At 64.4% G+C, this 21440-nt stretch carries 18 protein-coding genes and 1 pseudogene; 13 read left to right on the forward strand and 6 right to left on the reverse strand.

Translation table 11 applies throughout. The annotated features are described in order from the left end of the window. Positions 1 to 37: 37 nt before the first annotated feature. Together WDM86_03290 and WDM86_03295 are read left to right on the forward strand one after the other, a co-directional pair. Positions 38 to 1120: an efflux RND transporter periplasmic adaptor subunit gene (locus WDM86_03290; protein MEI9989040.1), complete on the forward strand. Its 1083-nt coding sequence runs from the start codon at positions 38 to 40 to the stop codon at positions 1118 to 1120. After that, entirely contained in the window at positions 1117 to 4167 is a 3051-nt protein-coding gene (locus tag WDM86_03295; GenBank protein ID MEI9989041.1) for an efflux RND transporter permease subunit, read from the forward strand. Before WDM86_03290 ends, WDM86_03295 begins: the two co-directional genes overlap by 4 nt. Here the strand turns inward: WDM86_03295 and WDM86_03300 are convergent. From WDM86_03300 to WDM86_03310, 3 genes and pseudogenes are all read right to left on the reverse strand, one after another. Beyond that, complete coding sequence (locus tag WDM86_03300) at positions 4164 to 4376, reverse strand: hypothetical protein (protein ID MEI9989042.1); 213 nt, start codon at positions 4374 to 4376, stop codon at positions 4164 to 4166. The genes WDM86_03295 and WDM86_03300 overlap by 4 nt on opposite strands. 225 nt (positions 4377 to 4601) lie before the next feature. Next, on the reverse strand, positions 4602 to 5261 hold the full coding sequence (locus WDM86_03305) for an MFS transporter (protein MEI9989043.1): 660 nt from the start codon (positions 5259 to 5261) through the stop codon (positions 4602 to 4604). Further along, positions 5250 to 5456, reverse strand: a pseudogene (locus WDM86_03310) (MFS transporter). The gene WDM86_03305 and the pseudogene WDM86_03310 overlap by 12 nt, the downstream one beginning before the upstream one ends. A gap of 17 nt (positions 5457 to 5473) precedes the next feature. Here WDM86_03310 and WDM86_03315 point away from each other — a divergent pair. Both WDM86_03315 and WDM86_03320 read left to right on the forward strand, forming a co-directional pair. Next, positions 5474 to 6019 carry a beta-propeller fold lactonase family protein gene (locus tag WDM86_03315; GenBank protein MEI9989044.1) on the forward strand — a complete coding sequence of 182 codons (546 nt, stop codon included), beginning with the start codon at positions 5474 to 5476 and terminating at the stop codon, positions 6017 to 6019. Between the two features lie 64 nt (positions 6020 to 6083). Continuing rightward, a complete protein-coding gene (locus WDM86_03320) occupies positions 6084 to 7331 on the forward strand; it encodes a mannonate dehydratase (protein ID MEI9989045.1) in 1248 nt (415 codons plus the stop codon). Here the strand turns inward: WDM86_03320 and WDM86_03325 are convergent, their stop codons facing one another. Next, positions 7332 to 7766, reverse strand: a complete 435-nt coding sequence (locus WDM86_03325; protein ID MEI9989046.1) for an alkaline phosphatase family protein — start codon at positions 7764 to 7766, stop codon at positions 7332 to 7334. It lies immediately after the preceding gene. Between the two features lie 118 nt (positions 7767 to 7884). On the opposite strand from WDM86_03325, the gene WDM86_03330 reads away from it, so the two are divergent. The 3 genes from WDM86_03330 (at position 7885) to WDM86_03340 (ending at position 11516) form a co-directional block, all read left to right on the forward strand. Beyond that, positions 7885 to 8628 carry a phosphatase PAP2 family protein gene (locus WDM86_03330; protein ID MEI9989047.1) on the forward strand — a complete coding sequence of 248 codons (744 nt, stop codon included), beginning with the start codon at positions 7885 to 7887 and terminating at the stop codon, positions 8626 to 8628. Positions 8629 to 8710: 82 nt separating this feature from the next. Continuing rightward, a complete protein-coding gene (locus tag WDM86_03335; protein MEI9989048.1) occupies positions 8711 to 10864 on the forward strand; it encodes a phospholipase C, phosphocholine-specific in 2154 nt (717 codons plus the stop codon). Between the two features lie 73 nt (positions 10865 to 10937). Next, on the forward strand, positions 10938 to 11516 hold the full coding sequence (locus WDM86_03340; protein ID MEI9989049.1) for a phosphonate degradation HD-domain oxygenase: 579 nt from the start codon (positions 10938 to 10940) through the stop codon (positions 11514 to 11516). 196 nt (positions 11517 to 11712) lie between these two features. Here WDM86_03340 and WDM86_03345 read toward each other — a convergent pair whose 3' ends face one another. Continuing rightward, the gene (locus tag WDM86_03345; protein ID MEI9989050.1) at positions 11713 to 12546 is read right to left on the reverse strand and encodes a DeoR/GlpR family DNA-binding transcription regulator; all 834 of its coding nucleotides are present in this window, start codon (positions 12544 to 12546) and stop codon (positions 11713 to 11715) included. Between the two features lie 284 nt (positions 12547 to 12830). On the opposite strand from WDM86_03345, the gene WDM86_03350 reads away from it, so the two are divergent. The 5 genes from WDM86_03350 (at position 12831) to WDM86_03370 (ending at position 19848) form a co-directional block, all read left to right on the forward strand. Then, the gene (locus tag WDM86_03350; protein MEI9989051.1) at positions 12831 to 15620 is read left to right on the forward strand and encodes a TonB-dependent receptor; all 2790 of its coding nucleotides are present in this window, start codon (positions 12831 to 12833) and stop codon (positions 15618 to 15620) included. A 75-nt stretch (positions 15621 to 15695) separates the two neighbouring features. Further along, the gene (locus WDM86_03355; protein MEI9989052.1) at positions 15696 to 16334 is read left to right on the forward strand and encodes a sulfotransferase family 2 domain-containing protein; all 639 of its coding nucleotides are present in this window, start codon (positions 15696 to 15698) and stop codon (positions 16332 to 16334) included. Next, positions 16331 to 16948, forward strand: a complete 618-nt coding sequence (locus tag WDM86_03360; protein MEI9989053.1) for an aspartyl/asparaginyl beta-hydroxylase domain-containing protein — start codon at positions 16331 to 16333, stop codon at positions 16946 to 16948. The genes WDM86_03355 and WDM86_03360 overlap by 4 nt, the downstream gene beginning before the upstream one ends. Continuing rightward, the gene (locus WDM86_03365) at positions 16945 to 18864 is read left to right on the forward strand and encodes a sulfotransferase (GenBank protein MEI9989054.1); all 1920 of its coding nucleotides are present in this window, start codon (positions 16945 to 16947) and stop codon (positions 18862 to 18864) included. Before WDM86_03360 ends, WDM86_03365 begins: the two co-directional genes overlap by 4 nt. A gap of 3 nt (positions 18865 to 18867) precedes the next feature. Then, complete coding sequence (locus WDM86_03370) at positions 18868 to 19848, forward strand: aspartyl/asparaginyl beta-hydroxylase domain-containing protein (GenBank protein ID MEI9989055.1); 981 nt, start codon at positions 18868 to 18870, stop codon at positions 19846 to 19848. Here the strand turns inward: WDM86_03370 and WDM86_03375 are convergent. Beyond that, positions 19845 to 20252 (reverse strand): MarR family transcriptional regulator, encoded by a 408-nt coding sequence (locus WDM86_03375; GenBank protein ID MEI9989056.1) that lies wholly within the window; start codon positions 20250 to 20252, stop codon positions 19845 to 19847. The two genes, WDM86_03370 and WDM86_03375, sit on opposite strands and share 4 nt — an antisense overlap. 84 nt (positions 20253 to 20336) lie before the next feature. On the opposite strand from WDM86_03375, the gene WDM86_03380 reads away from it, so the two are divergent. Beyond that, complete coding sequence (locus tag WDM86_03380; protein ID MEI9989057.1) at positions 20337 to 21422, forward strand: aldo/keto reductase; 1086 nt, start codon at positions 20337 to 20339, stop codon at positions 21420 to 21422. The last annotated feature ends 18 nt before the right edge of the window (positions 21423 to 21440 follow it).

Consider the following 21440-nt stretch of genomic DNA (forward strand, 5'->3'; position numbering starts at 1 on the left):
CAGTTTGTAAAAATCGTCACTCATTCAGGGTTGTTCCATGCGCGGTCCGTTTCCTTCGTCGCGGTCGGCGGCCGCGACGCTCGTCCTGCTTTTGGCCGGCTGCGGCGGTGCCGCCGATCGCGATCCGCGCGCTGAGCCGCCGCTGGTGCAGGTCGCGACCGTCCGCCCGGCGAGCAACGCCAGCCGCAGCTTCACCGGCGTGGTCGCAGCGCGCGTGCAGAGCGACCTCGGCTTCCGCGTTGGCGGCAAGGTAGTCGAGCGGCTCGTAAACGTCGGCGACCTTGTGCGCCGCGGCCAGCCTTTGATGCGCATCGATCCCACCGACCTCGGGCTCGCGGTTGCCGAACAGCAGCAAGCCGTCGCGGCCGCCCGCGCCCGCGCGGCACAGACCGCAGCCGACGAGAGGCGGCTGCGCGGGCTCGATCAGACAGGCGCGATCTCGGCCCAGGCCTATGACCAGGCCAAGGCGGCCGCGGACAGCGCGCGGGCGCAGCTTGCCGCAGCCGAAGCCATCGCTCGCACGGCCGGCAATGCGCGCGACTATGCGGTGCTGCGGGCCGATGCCGACGGCGTGGTGGTGGATACGCTCGCCGAGCCGGGCCAGGTGGTCGCGGCCGGGCAGGTGGTGGTCCGGCTCGCCCAAGGAGGGCCGCGCGAAGCCGCCGTCAGCCTGCCGGAAAGCGTCCACCCGGCGATCGGCTCGACGGCAGTGGCGACGATCGAGGGCGCCACCGCCGCTTCGCCCGCGCGGCTGCGCCAGCTCTCCGACGCCGCCGATCCGCGCACGCGCACCTTCGACGCGCGCTATGTGCTGACGGGCGATGCCGCGCAGGTGCCCCTGGGGCGCACGGTCGATGTCGCGCTCGTCATGCGTGGCGACGGCAACGTCGCCGTGCCGCTCGGCGCGTTACATGATTTCGGCTCCGGGCCGGGCGTCTGGGTGCTACCGCCCGGCACCGGCCGGGTGCAGTGGCGCGGTGTGCGCGTCGCGCGGCTCGATGCCGAAAGCGCCGTGGTGGCCGCTGAGCTGCGCCCAGGCGAGCGCGTGATCGCGCTCGGCGCCGACCAGCTTCACGCGGGCGAGATCGTCCGCATCCTCGGGGCTGAGGCGGCACGGTGAGCGGCTTCAATCTTTCCGCGCTCGCGGTGCGCGAGCGCGCCGTCACGCTGTTTGTGCTGATCATCGTGGTCGTCGCCGGCGCGCTTGCTTTTCTGAACCTTGGCCGCGCCGAGGATCCGACATTCACGGTAAAGGTGCTGACCGTGACGGCCGCGTGGCCCGGCGCGACGGCGCAGGAAATGCAGGACCTGGTCGCCGAACCCCTCGAGAAGCGCCTCCAGGAGCTGGAATATTACGACCGGGTGGAGACCTTCACCCGGCCCGGTCTCGCCTTTCTCATACTTACGCTGAAGGATTCGACTCCTCCCGGTGCCGGGCCCGATCAATTCTACCAGGCGCGCAAGAAGCTGGGAGACGAAGCCTCGCGCCTGCCGCAAGGCGCGCTCGGGCCTTTCATCAATGACGAATATTCGGACACCGATTTCGCCCTTTATGCGGTCAAGGCCAGGGGAATGCCGCCGCGCGAACTCGCCCGCCATGCCGAAACGCTGCGCCAACGGCTGCTGCACGTGCCCGGCGTCAAGAAGATCGACCTGATCGGCGAGCAGCCCGAACGCATCTTCGTGGATTTCGCCTTCCCGAAGCTGGCGACGTTGGGCGTGCCGGTCGGCGACGTGCTGAGCGCGCTCGCCCGGCAGAACATCGTGGCGCCGGCCGGCTCGATCGAGACGGCGGGGCCGCGCGTGTTCGTCCGGCTGGACGGCGCTTATTCGGATCTCGACCAGATCCGCGCCACGCCGATCGTGGCCGGCGGCCGCACGTTCCGCCTCTCCGATATCGCGACGGTTTCGCGCGGCTATGAGGACCCGCCCACCTTCCTGGTCCGCAACGGCGGCGAGCCGGCGATTCTCCTCGGCATCGTGATGCGCGACGGCTGGAACGGTCTTTCGCTCGGCAAGGCGCTGGAAGCAGAAGAGCAGGCGATCACGCGCGACTTGCCGCTGGGGCTGCAGCTCAGCAAGGTCTCCGACCAGGCCGTGAACATCGACGAGGCGGTCGGCGAGTTCATGCTGAAGTTCTTCGTGGCGCTCGCCGTGGTGATGGTGGTGAGCCTGATCAGCCTCGGCTGGCGCGTGGGCATCGTCGTCGCCGCCGCCGTGCCGATCACGCTCGCCGCGGTGTTCGTGGTGATGGAAGCAACCGGCCGCGTGTTCGACCGGATCACGCTCGGCGCGCTGATCCTCGCCCTCGGGTTGCTCGTGGACGACGCGATCATCGCCATCGAAATGATGCTGGTGAAGATGGAGGAGGGCTGGGAGCGCACCAAGGCCGCAGCCTACGCCTGGACCTCCACCGCCGCGCCGATGCTCGCAGGCACGCTGGTGACGATCATCGGGCTGATGCCGGTGGGATTCGCCAAGTCGAGCTCGGGCGAATATGCCGGCAACATCTTCTGGGTGGTGGGTTTCGCGCTCATCGTATCCTGGATCGTGGCGGTGACCTTCACGCCCTATCTCGGGGTGCGATTGCTGCCGGCGATCAAGCCGGTGCCGGGCGGGCACCAGGCGATCTATGCGACGCCGCGCTATGAGCGCTTCCGCGCGCTCGTCCGCCGCGCGATCGCGGGCAAGTGGATCGCGGCGGGCGCCGTGGTGGCCGCGTTCCTGCTCTCGGCGCTGGGCATGGGGCTGGTGAAGCAGCAATTCTTCCCGATTTCCGAGCGGCCCGAGCTGATCACCGAAATCTACATGCCCGAAGGCAGCAGCATCGAGGCGACCGAGGCCGCCACGCGCAAGGTCGAGCAATGGCTGCGCGCCCAGCCCGAGGCGAACGTGGTGACGAGCTATGTGGGACAGGGTGCGCCGCGCTTCTTCCTTTCGCTCAGCCCCGAACTGCCGGACCCGGCCTTCGCCAAGATCATCACGCTCGCACCCGACGCCAAGGCGCGCGATACGCTCAAGGCGCGGTTGCGCGCGCGCATCGCCGGGGGCCTGGCGCCTGAAGCGCGCGTACGCGTGACACAGCTCCTGTTCGGCCCGCCGGTGCCCTATCCCGTGTCGTTCCGCGTCGGCGGTCCCGATCTCGATCGGCTGCGCGCGATCGCGGATCAGGTCGCGGCCGCCCTGCGCGCCAACCCACACACGCGCCAGGTCAACACCGATTGGGGCGACCGCGTGCCGACCGCGCATTTCGTCCTCGACCAGGCGCGGCTGCGGGCGATCGGACTCGACCCGCAGTCGGCGGCGCAGCAACTTCAGCTCCTGCTGAGCGGCGTGCCGGTGACGCAAGTGCGCGAGGACATCCGCACGGTGGAAATCGACGCCCGCGCCGGGGGCGCGCAGCGCTTCGATCCCGCGCGACTCGCCGACCTGTCGCTGGCTACGGCGGACGGGCGAAGCGTGCCGCTCGACCAGATCGGCCGCGTCGAATACCGGCCCGAAGCGCCGATCCTCAAGCGCCGCGACCGCGTTCCCACCATCACCGTGCGCGGCGACATCGACGAAAGTCTCCAGCCTGCCGAAGTGAGCGCACAGGTGGAAGAGGCATTGGCGCCGATCCGCACCGCGCTGCCGCAGGGCTACAGTATTGACACCGGCGGCGCCGTGGAGGAATCCGTTAAGGCCAATGTGGCGCTGGCAGCGGTGTTCCCGACAATGATCGTGCTGATGCTTGCGGTGATCATGCTGCAGGTCCGCTCTTTCGCGGCAACGGCGATGGTGTTCCTGACGGCGCCGCTCGGGCTGGTGGGTGCCGTTCCGGCGCTCCTGCTCTTCCAGCAGCCGTTCGGGTTCAATGCCATCCTGGGCATGATCGGCCTCGGCGGCATCCTGATGCGCAACACGCTGATCCTGATCGGCCAGATCCACGACAACCAGAAGGCCGGGCTTTCCACCCATGACGCAATCGTCGAGGCGACGGTGCAGCGGGCGCGGCCGGTCCTGCTGACCGCGCTCGCGGCCGTGCTCGCCTTCATCCCGCTGACGACGTCCAGCTTCTGGGGACCTATGGCCTTCGTGCTGATCGGCGGCACCGCGGCTGGCACGCTGCTGACTTTGCTTTTCCTGCCGGCACTCTACGCCATTTGGTTTCGCGTCGCGGCGAACTAGCGATCTCGTTTGGGCGTCGCCACATGACGTCGGTTTGAGACGCGGAAGCGCTCGGCACCGCGATCGCGATCCAGCTCACGCAAAATTCCGATTTCCGGAAGAAATACGAGGCCGCTGCCACCGAACTCACTGACGCGCATCTTCGATAGCGCGACCGCATCGAGGAGGAAGCCTTCAGAGGTGCCTGGCATGTCCGCGCCAAGGATCACGCGCCCCGAATCTCGCAGATCTGTATCCTTGCGCGAACGCGATCAGACGCGAGCGGAGCGCGGCCTTCTCCTGGTCGATGACTGTGGTTTGTTGCGTCGGCTTGATCCGAATTGCCCACGAGTCCGTTGGCTGTCCGCGCTCGCCTGTTCGAAATCCCGTCAGTGTGCTGCGTTTGCCCGACGATGGGCGGCGGCCGACCCTGTCGTCTCCGACCGCCGACATATTCAAATCTGTGTCGTCGATCCGGCCGTGGCTGGCGGCGTGATGCCGCTGTCCGCCGGACGGCGCATCGCCAACGAAGCGACGAGGGCGAGGGCGAATGCAGCGGTCATATACCAGTAAAACCAGGTCTCGTGCCCGGCCTTCTTGAAGCTGAGGGCGATCAGTTCCGACGTTCCGCCGAAGATCGACACGGAGGTGGCGAAGGATATGCCAACTGCCATGGCGCGGATTTCGGTAGGGAACAGTTCCGCCTTGAAGATCGCGCTCACGGCGGTGTAGGGGCAAAGCAGCACCATGTCCAGCAGCAGCACCCCGAACGCCAAGTGAGGATCGGTCGTGGTCGACAGAGTCATCATGATCGGCACGGTGGCGACGAGGCCTGCCGCGGAAAATGCGATCAGCATGGGCTTTCGTCCGATTCTGTCGGAGAGCCAGCCCATGGGGGGATGGATGACGGTGTAGACCAATAGGGCTGCCATGGTGATTTCGGTCGACAGGTCAGGGCTGAAGCCCGTGGTGTTGACCAGATATTTCGGCATATAGGTGCCGTAGGTCTGGAACGCGATCGTGCCCGCCATGGTGATGACGAAGACGATGAGCAATTCGCGCCAGTGCTTGGCGAACAGCGCGCCGTGGCCGGCACGGGCGGTGTTCGTTTGCACGGCGGCGAAGGAGTCGCTTTCCTTGACGTTGAGCGTGATGAGCAAGGCGAGGATCGCCAGCAGCGCGCCGACGAAGAACGGTATGCGCCATGCCCATGCCGCGATCTCCTTGTTGGCGACCGTATGCTGAAGCACGTACAGCAGACCGATGGCGAGCAGGAGGCCAAGCAGCAGCGTCACATAGTGGAAACTCGTCCAGAAGCCGCAATCGCATGGACGTCTATGGCATTAACGCGGACAGCACGCTCACGCGCGAGGCGCTTTTCATGCGAAGCACGCTGCGCGATCCGAACGACACCCACATACTGGGTCAGGGACCGGGACCGATCCACGCCCATCCCAATGGCCGCATCGTCTATGTCGGCAATCGCAGCGAGCGCACGGCGGATTGGCAGGGAAAGAAGGTCTGGATCGGCGGCGAGAACAACATCGCGGTGTTCTCCATCGATCAGAGCACCGGCGAGCCCACGTTGATCCAGACGGCCGACACGAACAGCATCGAGCCGCGCACCTTTGCGATGGACCCGAGCACGAGGATTCTCGTCGCGGCCAGTCAAGAAGCCATGCCGATCCTGACGCAGGATAAGGGCATCGCGCCATCGATGATGAGCGCCGGGCTTTCCGTCTTCCGCATCGGCGACGGCGGCAAGCTTGCCTTCGTGCACAAGTACGACGTGGACACCGCGTGCTGCAAGCTGGGCGAGTCGCCGGCCGCCGCGGGCATCCAGTTCTGGTGCGGCACGCTGGCGGTCGTGTGAAACGGCTTGGGCAAAGCGGTGTGGAACGTCGGCATGGGGCAGTCGACTCGAAAAGGATAACCTCATGAAAGACGAACAGCCGGATTTCGCGCACCGCGCCAAGCGGTCACGGCAGTATTTCGAGACGGACGCCGGACTTTCAAGGCGGGCGCTCGGCCTTATTGCGATGGGCGGGGCGGCCGCGGTGGCGGCGCTGGGCAACCTGCGCGCGGCCAATGCCATGGCAAGCGACTCTCTCAAGAACGGCGGCGGCATCAAATTGTGCGGTCAGGGAAGCACCAATCCGACTGACGACGACCTCAAATTTATGAATGAGGTGGGCTACAACTATGTCTACGCCACCGCGACCCGAGGCGCGATGTTGACGACCGATGAGCAGCTCGCGGCGAAGAAGCGTTATGCGGATGCGGGCATTACCCTGCATTCGATCCGTTATCTGCTGGGCGGCAAGGGCGGAAACGACATCAATACAATGCTGCTGGGTCTTCCGGGCGCCGACGAGTCGCTCGAAAGCGTGAGGTCCTGGATTCGCAGCACCGGAAAGGATGGCGCAGGCTTCGACTATACCGGCTCACGGCTGATGATCACCGGCGTGTGGGAGGACGGCATGGTCGACATACGCGGCGGCGCCATGGAGCGCGAATTCGACCCCACGAATCCGAACGTGCATCGCGGAGATTTTCTCGGCGATCTGGCGCCGGATGCCAAGCATCCGGAACGTGGCCTGAATACGCTCTACTGGGGTCGCGAGTGCGGTTACGACGAGGTCATGGCCAATTTCAAGAAATACATCGCCGAGGGCCTTGGTCCGGTGCTGGACGAGAACAATGTGTTTCTCGCCTTCCATCCTGATGATCCGCCAGTATTCGAGAGTCTTGGCGGCGTGGCGCGCATCATGTGCAATTATGCACGCTACAAAGCCATGTTCGCGGCGGCCAACAGCTCCCATATCGGCATCCAGATGTGTTGCGGCACCTGGAACGAAGGCGGCCCTAAGATGGGCAAGGATCTGCTGTCGGTGTTGAAGGAATTCAACACACTCAAGAAATACCGCGAGATCCATTTCCGCAACATCTCGAGTCCGCCGGTCAAGGGCGTACCGAACTTCCATGAGACATTTCAGGACAACGGCTATTACGACATGTACAAGATCATGAAGACGCTGATGGATATCGCCTTCCAGGGTCTGGTGCATCTCGACCACCATCCCAACAATATGCCCGGTTCGCCCTATTCATATCTGGCCTACGTGGCCGGTTTCATGCATGCCTGCCTGGTCCGTGCCAAAGCTGAACCGAAGGGCACGCTATAGCTACGGGGAAAGATGGCTGAGCGGCGGCCGACGCTCGGCCGGGAAATCGAAATCAGTTTGGCATGCTGCTCCAATTCTTGAGACAATGGCGAGCAGAGTTAGGTTCAGGCGGCGCGCTGTACCAGCCGTCTCTCCGCAAAATGCCCCGCTTCTCCGGACCTCGCGAACGCCGCCCCTGACGCCGCGCATCGTGCCGAAATAATGGTCGAAGGAGCGGTTCTCCTGCGTGAGGATGACGACATGGCCGACATCCTTCAACGTGCCCGTCCGGCGATCGGCGGGGATCTTCAGGGCGCGGGCGATGGCGGGGGTGTAGGCCGCCGCCGCGCCCGCCGTCGCCATCATGGCGCGGATGAAGCTGCGACGATTCTGCATCGTTACCATGCTGGTCTTCCTGATCGATTGCAGTGAACAAGAATCCGCAGGCGCTTTCACGCGGCATCGAATCCTGCGGGGCCTGTGCGGGCAGATGCCGCGATCGATTCGTCGCCAGTCCGTCGCACTACCGTGATGTAGACCACAGCTGTGGCGGTTGGGTGACGGGAAAGCTGCGATGTGGAAGACGGCAGCCGCGCTCGTGGCCAGTTTCGTCCTGTCGGCGAACGGCGCCTATCTGTCGCCGGAGGCCACGCCGGACGGCATCCGCATCCTGCCGCCGCCACCGGCACCGCGCAGTCCGGTCGCGATTGCGGATCGTCAGGTGTTCGCGGCGACGCGCCGGCTTAAGGGCTCGCCGCGATGGAAGGTGGCGACGTCCGACGTCGACACCGGGCCCTTCGAGCACTTCGCCTGCGCCCTGGGCGTCAAGCTGACTCCGCAGACGGCGCCGGCCCTGGCGCGTCTCCTGGGCCGCGCCGAGACCTCCGGGGTGGTCGATCCGGTCAAGCAATTCTATCGCGTGCCGCGTCCCTATATCGGCTCGGCGGCGCCGATCTGCCAGGCCAGGACGGCCGCTCTCGCCGCCAATGGCGACTATCCGTCCGGCCATGCCGCGAACGGGTGGATGGAGGCGCTGATCCTCGCGGAGCTCGCGCCGGACCGGGCGACCGAGATCCTGGCACGCGGACGCGCCTTCGGCGAAAGCCGGCTGATCTGCGGCGCGCACAGCCTGAGCGCGGTCGAGGCGGGATGGCTGGCCGGCGCCGCAGCGACCGCGGCCCTGCACGGCTCCGCCGCGTTTCGCGCTGATCTGGATGCCGCGCGCGCCGAGATGACGACAGTCCGCGCGAGCGCGCCGGCGCCCGACGCCGCAACCTGCCGCGCCGAGGCGGCCGCGCTGGCGAAAGCGGCCTATTAGGTTTGCAGCGGTCAGGTTTGCGCGGGGTCACGAAACCATTGCCGATTTCGTTGTAGTCCAAACCACCTATTGGGAGAGTGATATGCGGACCGATCGGCGCGATTTCCTGCAACGGATGGGAGGCGGCTTGGCCGCCGGCGTCGGGCTCGGCGCTCTGCCGGCGAGCATCGCCAAGGCGATGGCCATCCCCGCCCACAGCGCCAGCGGTTCGATCATGGATGTCGAGCATGTGGTGATCTACATGCAGGAGAACCGTTCGTTCGATCACTATTTCGGGGCGTTTCGCGGCGTGCGCGGGTTCGGCGATCCGCGCCCCTTGCGCCTGCCCGGAGGCGCCGCGGTCTGGCGCCAGCCCAGCGGCGAGCATCCGGACGGCTACGTCATGCCGTTCCACGGCGATGCGCGGACAACGGATGCCTATGTCGTCGACGGCGCGGAGCAGAGCCATCAGGAGAACACCACGATCGTTCATGGCGGCCGCTACGACCGCTGGGGGCATACCGGCGAACTCCACAAGCGGATGGCGTATTACCGGGGTTCGGATCTGCCTTATTATTATGCCCTGGCGAGCGCCTTCACCATTTGCGACGCCTATCATTGCTCGACCCTGACCCAGACCTACCCGAACCGGCTGCATCTGTGGACCGGGTGCAACGGAGGCGGCAAGGTCGGCGGCGATCCGGAGATGAGCAATTACGGGGAGGACGAAACCCCGAGCGCCGACATGGCCGAGGACCGCCCCATGGCGCAGGGGCCGCATGCGTGGACGACCTATGCGGAGCGGCTGCAGGCGGCGGGAATTTCCTGGAAGGTTTATCAGGAATACGACAATTTCGGCGACAACATCCTGTCCGTGTTTAAGCCGTTCCGGCCGTGCGCCAAGGATTCGGCGCTATACGAACGCGGCCGCTCCTGGGTGTCGGAGCATAAGCCGGGCGTGGATCGCACGCGCTCGGACGGCGAGCAGCTGGTGGAGGCGTTCCGCGCCGACATCGCCGCCGGCCGGTTGCCGCAAGTGTCCTGGATCGTCACCGCGGCGGATTTGTCCGAGCATCCGACGGCCGTGCCGTCCAAGGGCGAGCATGTCTGCGCCAAGCTGATCGAGGCCCTGGTCGAACATCCCGAGGTGTTCGCCAAGACGGTCTTCATCATCAACTATGACGAGGCGGGCGGCTTCTACGACCATATGCTCCCGCCGATGCCGCCGCTCGCCGAGGCGGACGGGTTCAGCACCGTTTCGACCGAAGGCGAGGCCAAGGACTATCGGGATGTCGCCGGGGTCGCCAATCGCGGCCGCTATCCGCTCGGGCTTGGCATCCGGGTGCCGGCGATCATCGTGTCGCCGTGGAGTCGCGGCGGGTTCGTCTGCTCGGAAGTCTTCGACCATACCTCGACCCTGCGGTTCATCGAGAAACGCTTCGGAGTGGGGGAGCCGAACATCAGCGACTGGCGGCGTGCGGTGTGCGGCGACCTGACGTCGGCCTTCGATTTCAGGTCGCCCAACCGCGACTGGACGAGCCTGGCCCTGCCGGACACCGCCGATTACCTGCAAAGGGTCGCGCGGTCCTTGGCCTCGCCGAGCCTGAGGATACCGGCGCAGCAGGCCGCGTCTTACCAGGATGAGGGCCAGCGGCCGTCACGCCCCTTGCCCTATCAACTTTCCGCCGACGCCCGTGTCGAGCACGGGCGGTTGTGGATCGACCTGGTCAACACCGGAAAGACGGGGGCGGTGTTTCAGGTGTTCGACGCCACCGATTCCGTGGGCGACTCCGCGGGTCCTTGGCGCTTCACCCTGGGCGCCGGCGAGCGCTATGCGGCCGGTCACTGGAACGGGGTAAAGCCTCTCGAGGCCTATGACCTGATCGTGCATGGCCCGAACGGTTTCTATCGGCGCTTCGCGGGTCGGAGCGATCAGGAGCTCTCGGTTACCCTGACGGAAACGGCCGCGGGCGACGTCGTTCTGAACGTCGCCAACCCCGGCGCGGCGCTCCGTGAGGTCGAGGTCGCGATGGACGAATCATATCCGATCGCGGGTGGAGAACTCCGCCGGCGCACGGTCGCCGTCGGACCTGGCCAATCCACGCGAACGGTCTGGAACTTGGCGGCGAGCGATCACTGGTACAGCCTGACGGTCTCTGCCGAAGGTCTTCCCGATTTCCTCCGACATTTCGCCGGCCACGCCGAGACGGGGAGCGCCAGCCGGACCGATCCGGACATCGGCCTGATGCGACTCTAGGTCCCCCGCTGCCGTCACCAGGTGTTCTGTCGCTTGGTATAGTCCGATTGCTGTGTTGATCGATGGATCGTTCATGACCGCCACCTCCTTCGCCGAGCGCTTTGTCGACCGGCTGTTTGATTTGTTCGCCGAGCGGGGCCAGCGCCACTATGGCGAGGGGGTCAGTCAATTGGACCACGCGCTGCAGACGGCGCATCGCGCCAAGCTCGACGGCGCCTCGCCGGCGCTGATTACGGCGGCGCTGCTGCACGACATCGGGCATCTGCTGCAGCGTCTGGGCGAGGATGCCGCCGATCGCGGCCTGGAAAGCCAACACGAAAAGATCGGCGCCGGCTATCTGGCCAAGGCTTTTGGGCCGGCGGTCACCGAGCCGGTCCTCTGGCACGTGGACGCGAAACGCTATCTGGCGGCGTTCGAGCCCGGCTATATCGAGCTTCTCAGCCCGGCCTCGCTGCAGAGCCTGGCCTTGCAGGGCGGGCCCATGACCGCGGCCGAGGCGGAGACGTTCCTGAACCGTCCAATGGCCGCCGACACCCTTCGCCTGCGTCGTTACGACGAGATGGGCAAGGTGACCGGCGCCGAGATCGAAGGCCTCAGCGCCTATCGGCCGCTGGTGCTGTCCCAGGTCATCGATCGCGCTTCGGAACAGTGACCTGACGACATTTTGGATGATTCAATTCATTCCAAAACAGCTCTAGCAGGCTGTTGAAAAAGTCTATGATCAGTATGCTGAACAACAATGATCGAATCGAATGGCACGTTACTTTGAATCATTCGTGCCGATTTGTAGCGGAGAATGAATCAAAGTTGCCTGGCAGGCCAGGGCAAAATCGTTTTTCAACGGCCTGCTAGCCCAAATCGGCGCTGCCCTTGTGATGATCGCCGGGCGCGTCCTCGCTGAAATGAAGCCTCGTGCCCGACAGCGAGGCGGCCCGCACGGTGTCAGCCGGCGGTTCCCGATCCGTCACCAGATCCTGAACATCGGCGAAGGACGCGACCAGGATGAAGCCGGACTTGGCGAATTTCGTATGGTCGGCAAGCACGACGACCCGCCTTGCCCGTTCGAGCAGGGGCTGTTTGAACGCAGCCTCGTCGGCGTCGAAATCGAGAAAGCCCCGCTCCGCGTCGACCGCGCTCATCGAGAGGACTGTGAGGTCGGGCGCGAAGCGGCGGCAAAAGGCGCTCGCTTCCGGGCCGAACGCGGCATGATGAATCTGGTTGACCGGCCCGCCCGCAAGCAGCAGCCGCTGCCCCGGATTGCCGAGGATTTCGTGGCCGATCTCGACGCTGTTGGTCACGATCGTGAGGTTTTGCATATGCGCGAGGCTGCGTGCCAGCCAATGGCAGCTCGTGCCCGAATCGAGCAGTAGCGTCATCCCCTCGCTCACCAGCGCCGCGGCCGTTTGTGCCATGCGCTGCTTCGCCGCGACATTTTCACGAAAACGGATTCGATAGGGCGCCTCGATCTTGTTGCTGGTTGCCGAGATGCCGCCATGCATTTTCTGGATAACACCGCTCTGCTCAAGATGGCGCGCGTCGCGGCGGATGGTCTCCTCGGAAACCTCAAAACGGTCCGCAAGCTCCGAGACAGCCCAAAAGGCCTTCTCTTCCAGCAATTGGAGGATCGCCGCGAGCCGAGCGCCCTGGCTCAATTGCTTCGTGCTTGAGTTCGAACTGATCATCGTGCGGCTGCTCTATTACTTAGCTCTTTGTCTGGCCGAGGTTAGGGACGGAAAACCTTGGTGCCCTCTATATATCCTAGAACCGCTCCAGCAAGGCAAAATCCACACGAAACTCACATATTGCCAATTTAATTCCCACAATATGTCACACGGATGCAATGGGCCCGAACCATGATCGCGGTGGGCCAGAACCAAACACTGCGCAACCACGTGGAACGTCGGTGTGAATTTCTGGCGGCCGCTCGATCAAGCGGCTGGGTTCATATCAGCTGGATGGGGTAATCATGTCGAAGCAATATCTCGCTCGGGCGACGCGCCCGAGCCTCAGGAGCTTTTTGCTGGCCAGCGTCGCGGCGGTGGCCACCGGCGCCAGTCCTTCGGTGGCTGTCGCGCAGCAGGCCCCCGGTGAGCAAATCGAGACGGTGGTCGTCACCGGCTACGCGCAGTCGCTGAGCAATGCACGCGACATCAAGAAGGATGCGAACATCCAGGAAGACGTGATCGTCGCCGAAGACATGGCGAAGTTCCCGGAACTGAACCTGGCCGAATCGTTGCAGCGCCTGCCGGGCGTGGAGATCACCCGCGAGGGGGGCGAGGGCCGGGAAATCTCTCTGCAAGGCCTTGGCCCGGATTTCACCCGCGTGCAGCTCAACGGCATGGAAGTGCTGGGCAACGACGACTCCGCGTTGGATGCCCGCGGCCAGCGTTCGCGCGACCGCGCCTTCGACTTCAACATCTTCGCCTCGGAAATGTTCTCGAAGGTGGTGGTCGAAAAGACCTTCCAGGCGGCCCAGAACGAGGGCGGCATGGCCGGCACGGTCGGCCTGTTCACCGGCAAGCCCTTCGACTACGCGGAGGGATTCCAGGGTGCGGTGTCGTTCAAGCTGGGCACCAACCAGTATACCGGGGATCCGCAGCCGCGCGTGGCTGCGTTGCTCAGCTACAATTGGAACGACAAGTTCGGCGTGGCGGTTTCGGTCGCCTATAGCCACCGCAAGACCACGGAAGAGGGCGTCGACAATTACAACTACGACCAGCTGAGCGCGGACGACGCGCAGAACCTGGTCAATAACGGCCTGGACCTCTCCCATCTGACCGCCGCTCAACAAGACAAGTTCCTGGCCGGCGGCCTCTATATCCCGGACGGCAACCGCATCGACTCCTTTAACGCGAAGCAGGACCGCCTCGGCGTGACGGCCGCGCTGCAGTGGAAGCCGGTGGACAACGTGCTGCTGACGCTCGACGCATTGCACAGCGATTTCACCACCCACCGCGACGAGTATCACCTCGCGTCGCGGCCGCTCGCGTCCGGGACGGCCTCCTGGGCGTTCGATACCCCGGCCGGCGCGCCCTGGCCGGCCATCTTCCAGAAGCCCTCGATCATCAACAACCTTGAATGGGATTCGAACGATTACGTCACCGACATCGACGTCACCAACTCGACCTTCGGCAGCGAGCACCGCCGGGAGCTGAACGAATCCGAATTCAACCAGTTGGCTCTGACCGGCAAGTGGGATGTGTCCGACGACCTCTCGATCGACGGGCATATCGGCTACGAGAAATCGAGCTACGACACCCCCTATGACGATAAGCTATATATGCGCGCCGAGGGCAACCTGATCGCCAATTATGGCACCGACGGCAAGTCGGCTTCGTTCCAGTATCCGGGCTTCAATACGACCGATCCCGCCAATTATGCGATGGATGACTTCTACTACCGCGCCTTCAACAACGGATCGGAACTGAAAGAGGGCACGCTGAACCTGCACTACAAGCTGGACGACACCTGGACGCTGCGCGCGGGGGTGGCCTATCACCGCTTCTCGAACAATGGCGCCAACTATTTCTATGACGGCAACGTCAATGGAACCAATGGCGAGACGCGGGGCACGTCCGTCGCCGACATCACCTCCGTGTTCACGAACAGCTTGGGGTCGTGGCTGGTGGGCGATTTTACCAAGGCCTTCGCGAAGTATGACGAGTACCACCGGCTCGGGCCCAAGCCCGACGGGACGGGTGGTCAGATCCAGGACATCGAGCAGGTGTTCAACGTCTCGGAAGGGACGACTTCCCAGTACGTGCAGGTGGACTGGGACAGCGAACTCTTCGGCAAGCGTTTCCGCGGCAATATCGGCCTGCGCGGCTACGAAACCGAAACCCGCAGCACCGGCTGGATCCAGGGCGACAGCTATGCCTATCTCGGCACGGCGGACGTGAAAGGCCACTATTCGGGCGTGCTGCCGGCCTTGAACACGGTGCTGGAGTTGACGCCGGATATGCTGGTGCGCTTCTCCGCCACGCAGAACCTGAACCGTCCGACGCTGAGTTCGCTGGCGGCCCAAGGCAGTGCGTCGCTGGACGATTCCGGCCAGATCGAAGCGTCCCGCGGCAATCCCAACCTCAAGCCGTTCCTGGACTCCACGGTGGACCTGGCGGCGGAATATTATTTCGGCAAGGTGGGCCTGATTTCGGTGGGCGTGTTCCAGAAATATCTGAAGAACTTCATCGGCTCGGAGACCCTCGAGAATATCCCCTTCAGCCAGACGGGCGTGCCGTTCAGCACGGTCGCGGGTGCGACGGCGAACTCGATCGTCAAGGAATTCTCGATGCCGATCAACATCCCGGGCACGAAGAAGCTGACCGGTGTGGAACTGGCCGCGCAGAGCCAGTTCTGGTTCCTGCCGGCGCCGTTCGACGATCTGGGCGGGGTGGTGAACTACACCTATGTGGACGCGGACCAGGCGATCACCGGCATTTCGCCGGTCAGTTATAACGCCACGCTCTACTACGAAACCCCCATCTGGAGCGTCCGCGGTTCATTGAACCACCGCAACAGCTGGTACACGGGGCGGGATACCTCCTCCGCCATAAGCGCCAGCACGCGCGGCTTCGAGGGAACCACCTATGTGGACGCCGCGGCCTCCTACAACTTCACCGACAAGCTCCAGTTCACGTTTGATGCGATCAATCTGACGAACGCGAAGGAGACGGAGTTCTTCGGCCAGAACCATTACCTTTACACCCAGACCCAGAGCGGCACGACTTACATGGTCGGTGTCGGCTACAAGCTCTGAGACGACGGCCTTATGATAGACTGGGCGCCCACCTCCCGCGGGGGGAGGGGGCGCCTTTTCCATGTGTCCTGAAACGTGATTGTTTCCCATCGCCACCGTTTCATCTTCGCCGCCGTGCCCAAGACTGGCACCCATTCCGTGCGGCAGGCCCTGCGCGAGCAACTGGGCGACGGGGACGTCGAGCAGGTGGGGCTGTTCGTCAACAAGCGTTTTCCGTGGGAAGATCTGGCGGCGATCCAGCATGGCCACCTGTCTCTGCGGCAGGTGCGTCCCTATCTCGGCGAGGATGCCTTCGGCAGCTATTTCAAGTTCGCCTTCGTGCGCAACCCGTTCGACCGCTTCGTGTCGTACTGCGCCTTCATGCTGCGCGGCGGCGACATGTTCCGGCAGCGGCCGCGGGAGGTGATGCGCCACTTTCTTTTCGGGGAGCCGCCGGAACATCATATCCTGTTCCAGCCGCAAGCTTCGCTGCTGGTGGGCGAGGACGGCAAGACCTTGTTGACCGACATGATCGGCCGCGTCGAGGAGATGCAGGGCTCATATGATGCGATCTGCGCGCGTATCGGCATTCCCTCCCGCCCGCTCGACCGCGTCAACGGCAGCCGGCGCGGGGACTATCGTCATTATTATGACCGGGCACTGATCGACGGCGTCGCCACGCGCTATGCTCAGGATCTGGAATTGTTCGGCTACACCTTCGAAGGCCTGCGATGAGCCCCCTCGCCGCCAACCCGCGCAAGACCACGACTATCCGCAAGCTCGGTCCGGTCGACATCGCGGCCTTGCGCGCGGCCGTGCTGGCGATCCCCGAGGACGTCTGGAACGCGGAGAACGCGAGCAAGCCGAACAAGTTCGGGGTTCTGGATGAGACCCGCCACATCGTTTTCCGCTTCCTCCACAGCCCGCGCGACTGGCGCAGGTCCTATGATCGCGAAGCTTGGCCCCAATGGCGCGGTTTGCTGGAGCCCGTGCTGGCTGAGGCCGTCCGCGACTACAATTATGCTCGTGGGATCTTTCCGCGGGTGATGTTCGCAAAGCTACCGCCAGGTGCGGTGATCCGCCCGCACATCGATGACCAGCCCGCGGCGAAGTGGCCGCACAAGATTCACGTGCCGGTGTCGAGCAATGCCGGCGTGGCGTGCTTCTTCGGCGGCAGCGAGCATTATTTTCCGCCGGGCGAGGCGGTGGAGGTCAACAATCTGGGCCCGCACTGGGTGCGCAATAGCGGCGACACCGACCGCGTCCATCTGATCTTCGAATACTACGACGCCGACCAGCCGGAACCGCGCTGGCTGGCGCCGCTGTTGCTTGCCGGCGCGGCGCGGTGAGCGCTTCCGCCGATTTCAGCGCTCGCGACGCGCTGCTGCGGGAGGCCCAGGATCTGCACTCCCGCCGGCGCATTCCGGAAGCGCTGGTCGTCCTCGCGCGGCTGCAGATGCTGCATCCCCGGTTCAGCCGTCTGTATCAGGAGCGCGGCCACTGCCATGTCCTGCGTGGCGATGCGCCGGCGGCCATCGACGCGCTGCGCGAAGCGGTTCGTCTCAATCCGACGCTGCCGGCGAGCTGGGATATGCTGGAACAGCTTTACCGCATGCTAGGGGACACCGCCCAGGCGGCCATGGCGGCGCAGCATCTGGCCATACTGAAACAACTGCCTCCGAAGGTGGTGGTGGCGAACAGCCTGTTCGCCGACGGCGACCTGGCGCCGGCGGCGGAGGTCATCCGGGATTACCTACGAAAGGATGGCGATAATGTAGGCGCCCTGCGCTTGCTGGCGCGTATCCGCCAGGAGCAGGACGCGCTCGATGACGCCGAGGCGTTGCTGAGATCGGTGCTCGATCGCGCGCCGGACTACCACGCGGCGCGCCTCGACTATGCCATGGCGCTCTTGCAGCGGCAAAAGCACCTGCAGGCGCGGCAGGAGGCCGAGCGCTTGCTCAGGCATGATCCGGACAACCGCGAATACCTCAAGCTGTATGGCGCGGCCTGCGTCGGCCTGGGCGACCACGAGCCGGTGATCGATCTCTATGAGAGGCTACTGGCCGGCCAAGTTCAGTCGGAAACGGAAGCCGCCGACCTGCGTCTGTGGCGGGCGAACGCCCTGAAGATCACGGGCCGGAGCCAGGAAGCCATTACGGACTATCGCGCCTCCCTGGCGGCGCGGCCGGACTATGGCGTGGCCTGGTTCGGCCTCGCCAACCTCAAGACTTATCGCTTCACCGACGATGAAGTCGCGCGGCTGCGCGCCGCCGAATCGCAAGCCGCCATCCAGGATATGGACCGCATCTATCTGTGCTTCGCCTTGGGCAAAGCGCTGGAGGACCGCGGCGACTATGCATCCTCTTGGGCGTATTACAGCAAAGGCAATGCGCTGCGGCGCGCCGCCAGCCGCTATCGCCCGGACGTCGCGGAATCCTGCGCCCTGCGACTGAAGCGGGTCTTCACCGCCGAATTCTTCGCCGCGCGCGCGGGCTGGGGCGCGGACGATCCGGCGCCGATATTCATCCTGGGGCTGCCGCGTTCGGGCTCGACCCTGATCGAGCAGATCTTGGCCTCCCATTCCCGCGTGGAAGGCACGCAGGAACTGACCGAAATCGACCGCTATGCGGGCGAACTCTGCGGCCGCGACCCGGATTGCAGCCTGCCGCTGCAACCCGAGGCGTTGTCGCGCCTGACGCCTAAAGAGGCCCGCCTGCTCGGCGAGCGCTTCCTGGCCGAAACCCGCGCCTATCGCAGGCTGGGCAGGCCGTTCTTCATCGACAAGATGCCGAACAATTTCTGGCATATCGGCCTGATCCACCTGATACTGCCAGGGTCGACCATCATCGATATGCGGCGCGAACCCATGGCCTGCTGCTTCAGCAACCTCAAACAGCTATTCGGCACCACCAACCAGGAATTCACCTACGGCGTCGATCCTATCGCCCGCCACTACCGCGCCTATCTCGACCTCATGCGGCACTGGGACGACGTGCTGCCGGGACGCGTGCTGAGAGTGCAATATGAGGATGTGGTCGAGGATCTCGAAGGCAGCGTGCGCCGTCTGCTGGAGTATTGCGGATTGCCCTTCGAGCCGGCCTGCCTGGCTTTCCACGAGACAAGGCGCAGCGTGCGCACGCCCAGTTCCGAGCAGGTGCGCCAGCCCATCGGCCGCGAGGGTCTGGAGCAATGGCGGCGCTACGCATCCTTTCTTGCGCCGCTGCGGGACGCGCTGGGCGACGCCTTGACCAGCTACAGGGCTTGATCCATGCGGCTGTCCCGCCCTTTTTTCCAGCTCCCCGTGCTCTTCGAGGTGGAGCGTCTGCAGGCCGAGGTCGCGGCGTTGCCGGACCAGGCATGGGCACCGCACCCGGACCGCGTGCCCGGCAACAGCGCGGCGCGGTTGATCAGCGCCGGCGGCGGCGAGACGGATTCCCACAACGGGCGGATGCTGCCGACGCGCTGGCTTGGCGCCATGCCTTACCTGCGCCAGGTCCTCGCGGGCTTCGGCGTGGTGTGGAGCCGCTCGCGGCTGATGCGCCTGGAGCCGGGCACGGGCGTGCCCGAGCATGCCGATATCAATTATCACTGGTATACGCGGGTAAGGCTGCACATCCCGATTTTCACTTGGCCGGAAGTGCGCTTTCACTGCGACGGGCAATCCGTGCACATGGCTGCGGGCGAAGCCTGGATCTTCGACAACTGGCGCCGGCATCATGTGGAGAACAAGTCCAGCGCGGAGCGCATCCATCTCGTTGCGGACACCACGGGCACGGCGGCGTTCTGGCAGTTCGCTTGCGGGCAGGCGCCGCCACGCGAGCAATGGCGGACGATAGCCTGGGACCCCGCGATCCGTCGGGAGCTGCTCACCGAGATCGACCAGCGCTTGCCGATAATGCCTGCCGCCGAGGTGCAGCTGCTGGTCGACGACTTGCGCGCCGAACTGGCGGTCGCCACGGATGCCGCTGACGTCAGGGCGCGCGCCGCGCAGTTCGGCGTGCTGCTGGAGAGCTTCGTGTTCGACTGGCGTCAATTGTGCGCGCTACATGGCACAGACGGACGGGGGCGAGCGGACTTCCTGCGCCTGGCCGGCGCCGTGCACGAGGCCGCCAAGCCGCTCGCCGATGGGCTCGTCATGCGCACCAACAACGCCAACGCGCTGCTGGTGCTTGAAAAACGCGTGCTGCAGTACCTCGTAGCGGACGAAGTCGCGCCGCCGGTGTTGGCGGAGCGAAGCAGCTCCCGTTAGAGCATCCGCACAAGCAGGTTTCTGAGCTCGTGCTGTTGCGCGGTGCTTAAGCGGTTCAGGCATGGTTCAAATGCCCGCGCCAGAAGTTTCATCCCCCGACGGACACTTGTCCGCCCCAAAGGGGTCAGCTTCAGGCGATGCCGTCTCAGATCGCCGGCGTCGATCTCGCGCCCCAAATATCCGGAAGCTTCCAGGCGCTTCACGTATAGTGTGACGGTGGCCTTGGGCATGTTCAGGGCTTCCGCGAGCTCGGCCGGATAGGGATGCGCATCGATCTGCGCCAAGACGAAAAGTTCCTTGGTTTCGATGCCAAGGTTTTCTATGCCAGGCGATGCCGCGGCAATCGCCGACATCAGAAGGCGGTAATTCAGGCCCCAAATCTCGGCGGCGTCGATTTTCGCCATTGCCCCCTTGTTGCTCCCCTGGCGCCATCCTAAGTTAGTTCAGAACTGAACTATCTCGAAGTGCAGCAAAACGAGGGTTAGCACATGGCGCTCGAACATTACATCACCCTTGGCCGTTCCGGACTTCGCGTCAGCCCGTTCTGCCTGGGCGCCATGACCTTCGGCGAAGATCTCGGATGGGGATCATCGGTCGAGGAATCCAAACAGATCATCGACCGCTATATCGAACTCGGCGGCAATTTCATCGATACCGCGAACTTCTACACCAAGAGTCATTCGGAAAAGATTCTCGGCGATCACATCGGGAAGGACAAGGCGCGCCGCGATCGGCTGGTGATCGCGACCAAGTTCAGCGGCAATCTCTATCCCGGCGATCCCAACGGCGGCGGTTCGAGCCGCAAGGCCATCGTCAACGCGGCCGAGAATTCCCTGCGGCGCCTGCAGACGGATTATATCGACCTCTATTGGCTGCACATCTGGGACCAGAACACGCCGATCGACGAGACCATGGCCGCGCTCGACGATCTCGTGCGCGCCGGCAAGGTCCGCTATATCGGCGTCTCCGACACGCCGGCCTGGAAGATCGCCCAGGCCAACACCATGGCGCAGTTTCGCGGCTGGTCGGCTTTCGTGGCGCTGCAGATCGAGTACTCGCTCCTGGAACGCAGCGTCGAACAGGAGCTCGTGCCACTCGCTCTGGAGTTTGGTCTCGGCATCACACCCTGGTCGCCTCTCAAGAGCGGCGCGTTGAGCGGCAAATATACCCGCGCCAACGCGGGAACGGTGAAGGGCGATCGTGGTGCGTTCCTTGAGGGATCCCTCAACGAGAAGACTTACGCGGTGATCGACCAGATCGAGATCATTGCCAAGGCCCACGACACGTCGGTGGCCGCTGTCTCGCTTGCCTGGCTTTCGGCCAAGCCCGGCGTCACATCGCCGATCATCGGTGCGCGGCGCCTCGGTCAGTTGGAGGACAATATCAAAGCGCTCGACGTCAAACTGACGACGGACGAAATCGCAAAGCTCGATACGCTGACCCAGCCCAAATTCGGCTTCCCGCAAAGCATGCTGCCGATGGCGCCCGCGATTCTCAATGGTGGTACGAGCGTAAACGGCGTTTCGGCGCCTGCATCGGGCTTCGTTATTCTGAAGGGCGATAAGCCTTACTGACAACCAAGCGCAAGACCG

The organism is Rhizomicrobium sp. (assembly GCA_037200045.1).
In the GTDB taxonomy this organism is placed as follows: Bacteria; Pseudomonadota; Alphaproteobacteria; order Micropepsales; family Micropepsaceae; genus Rhizomicrobium.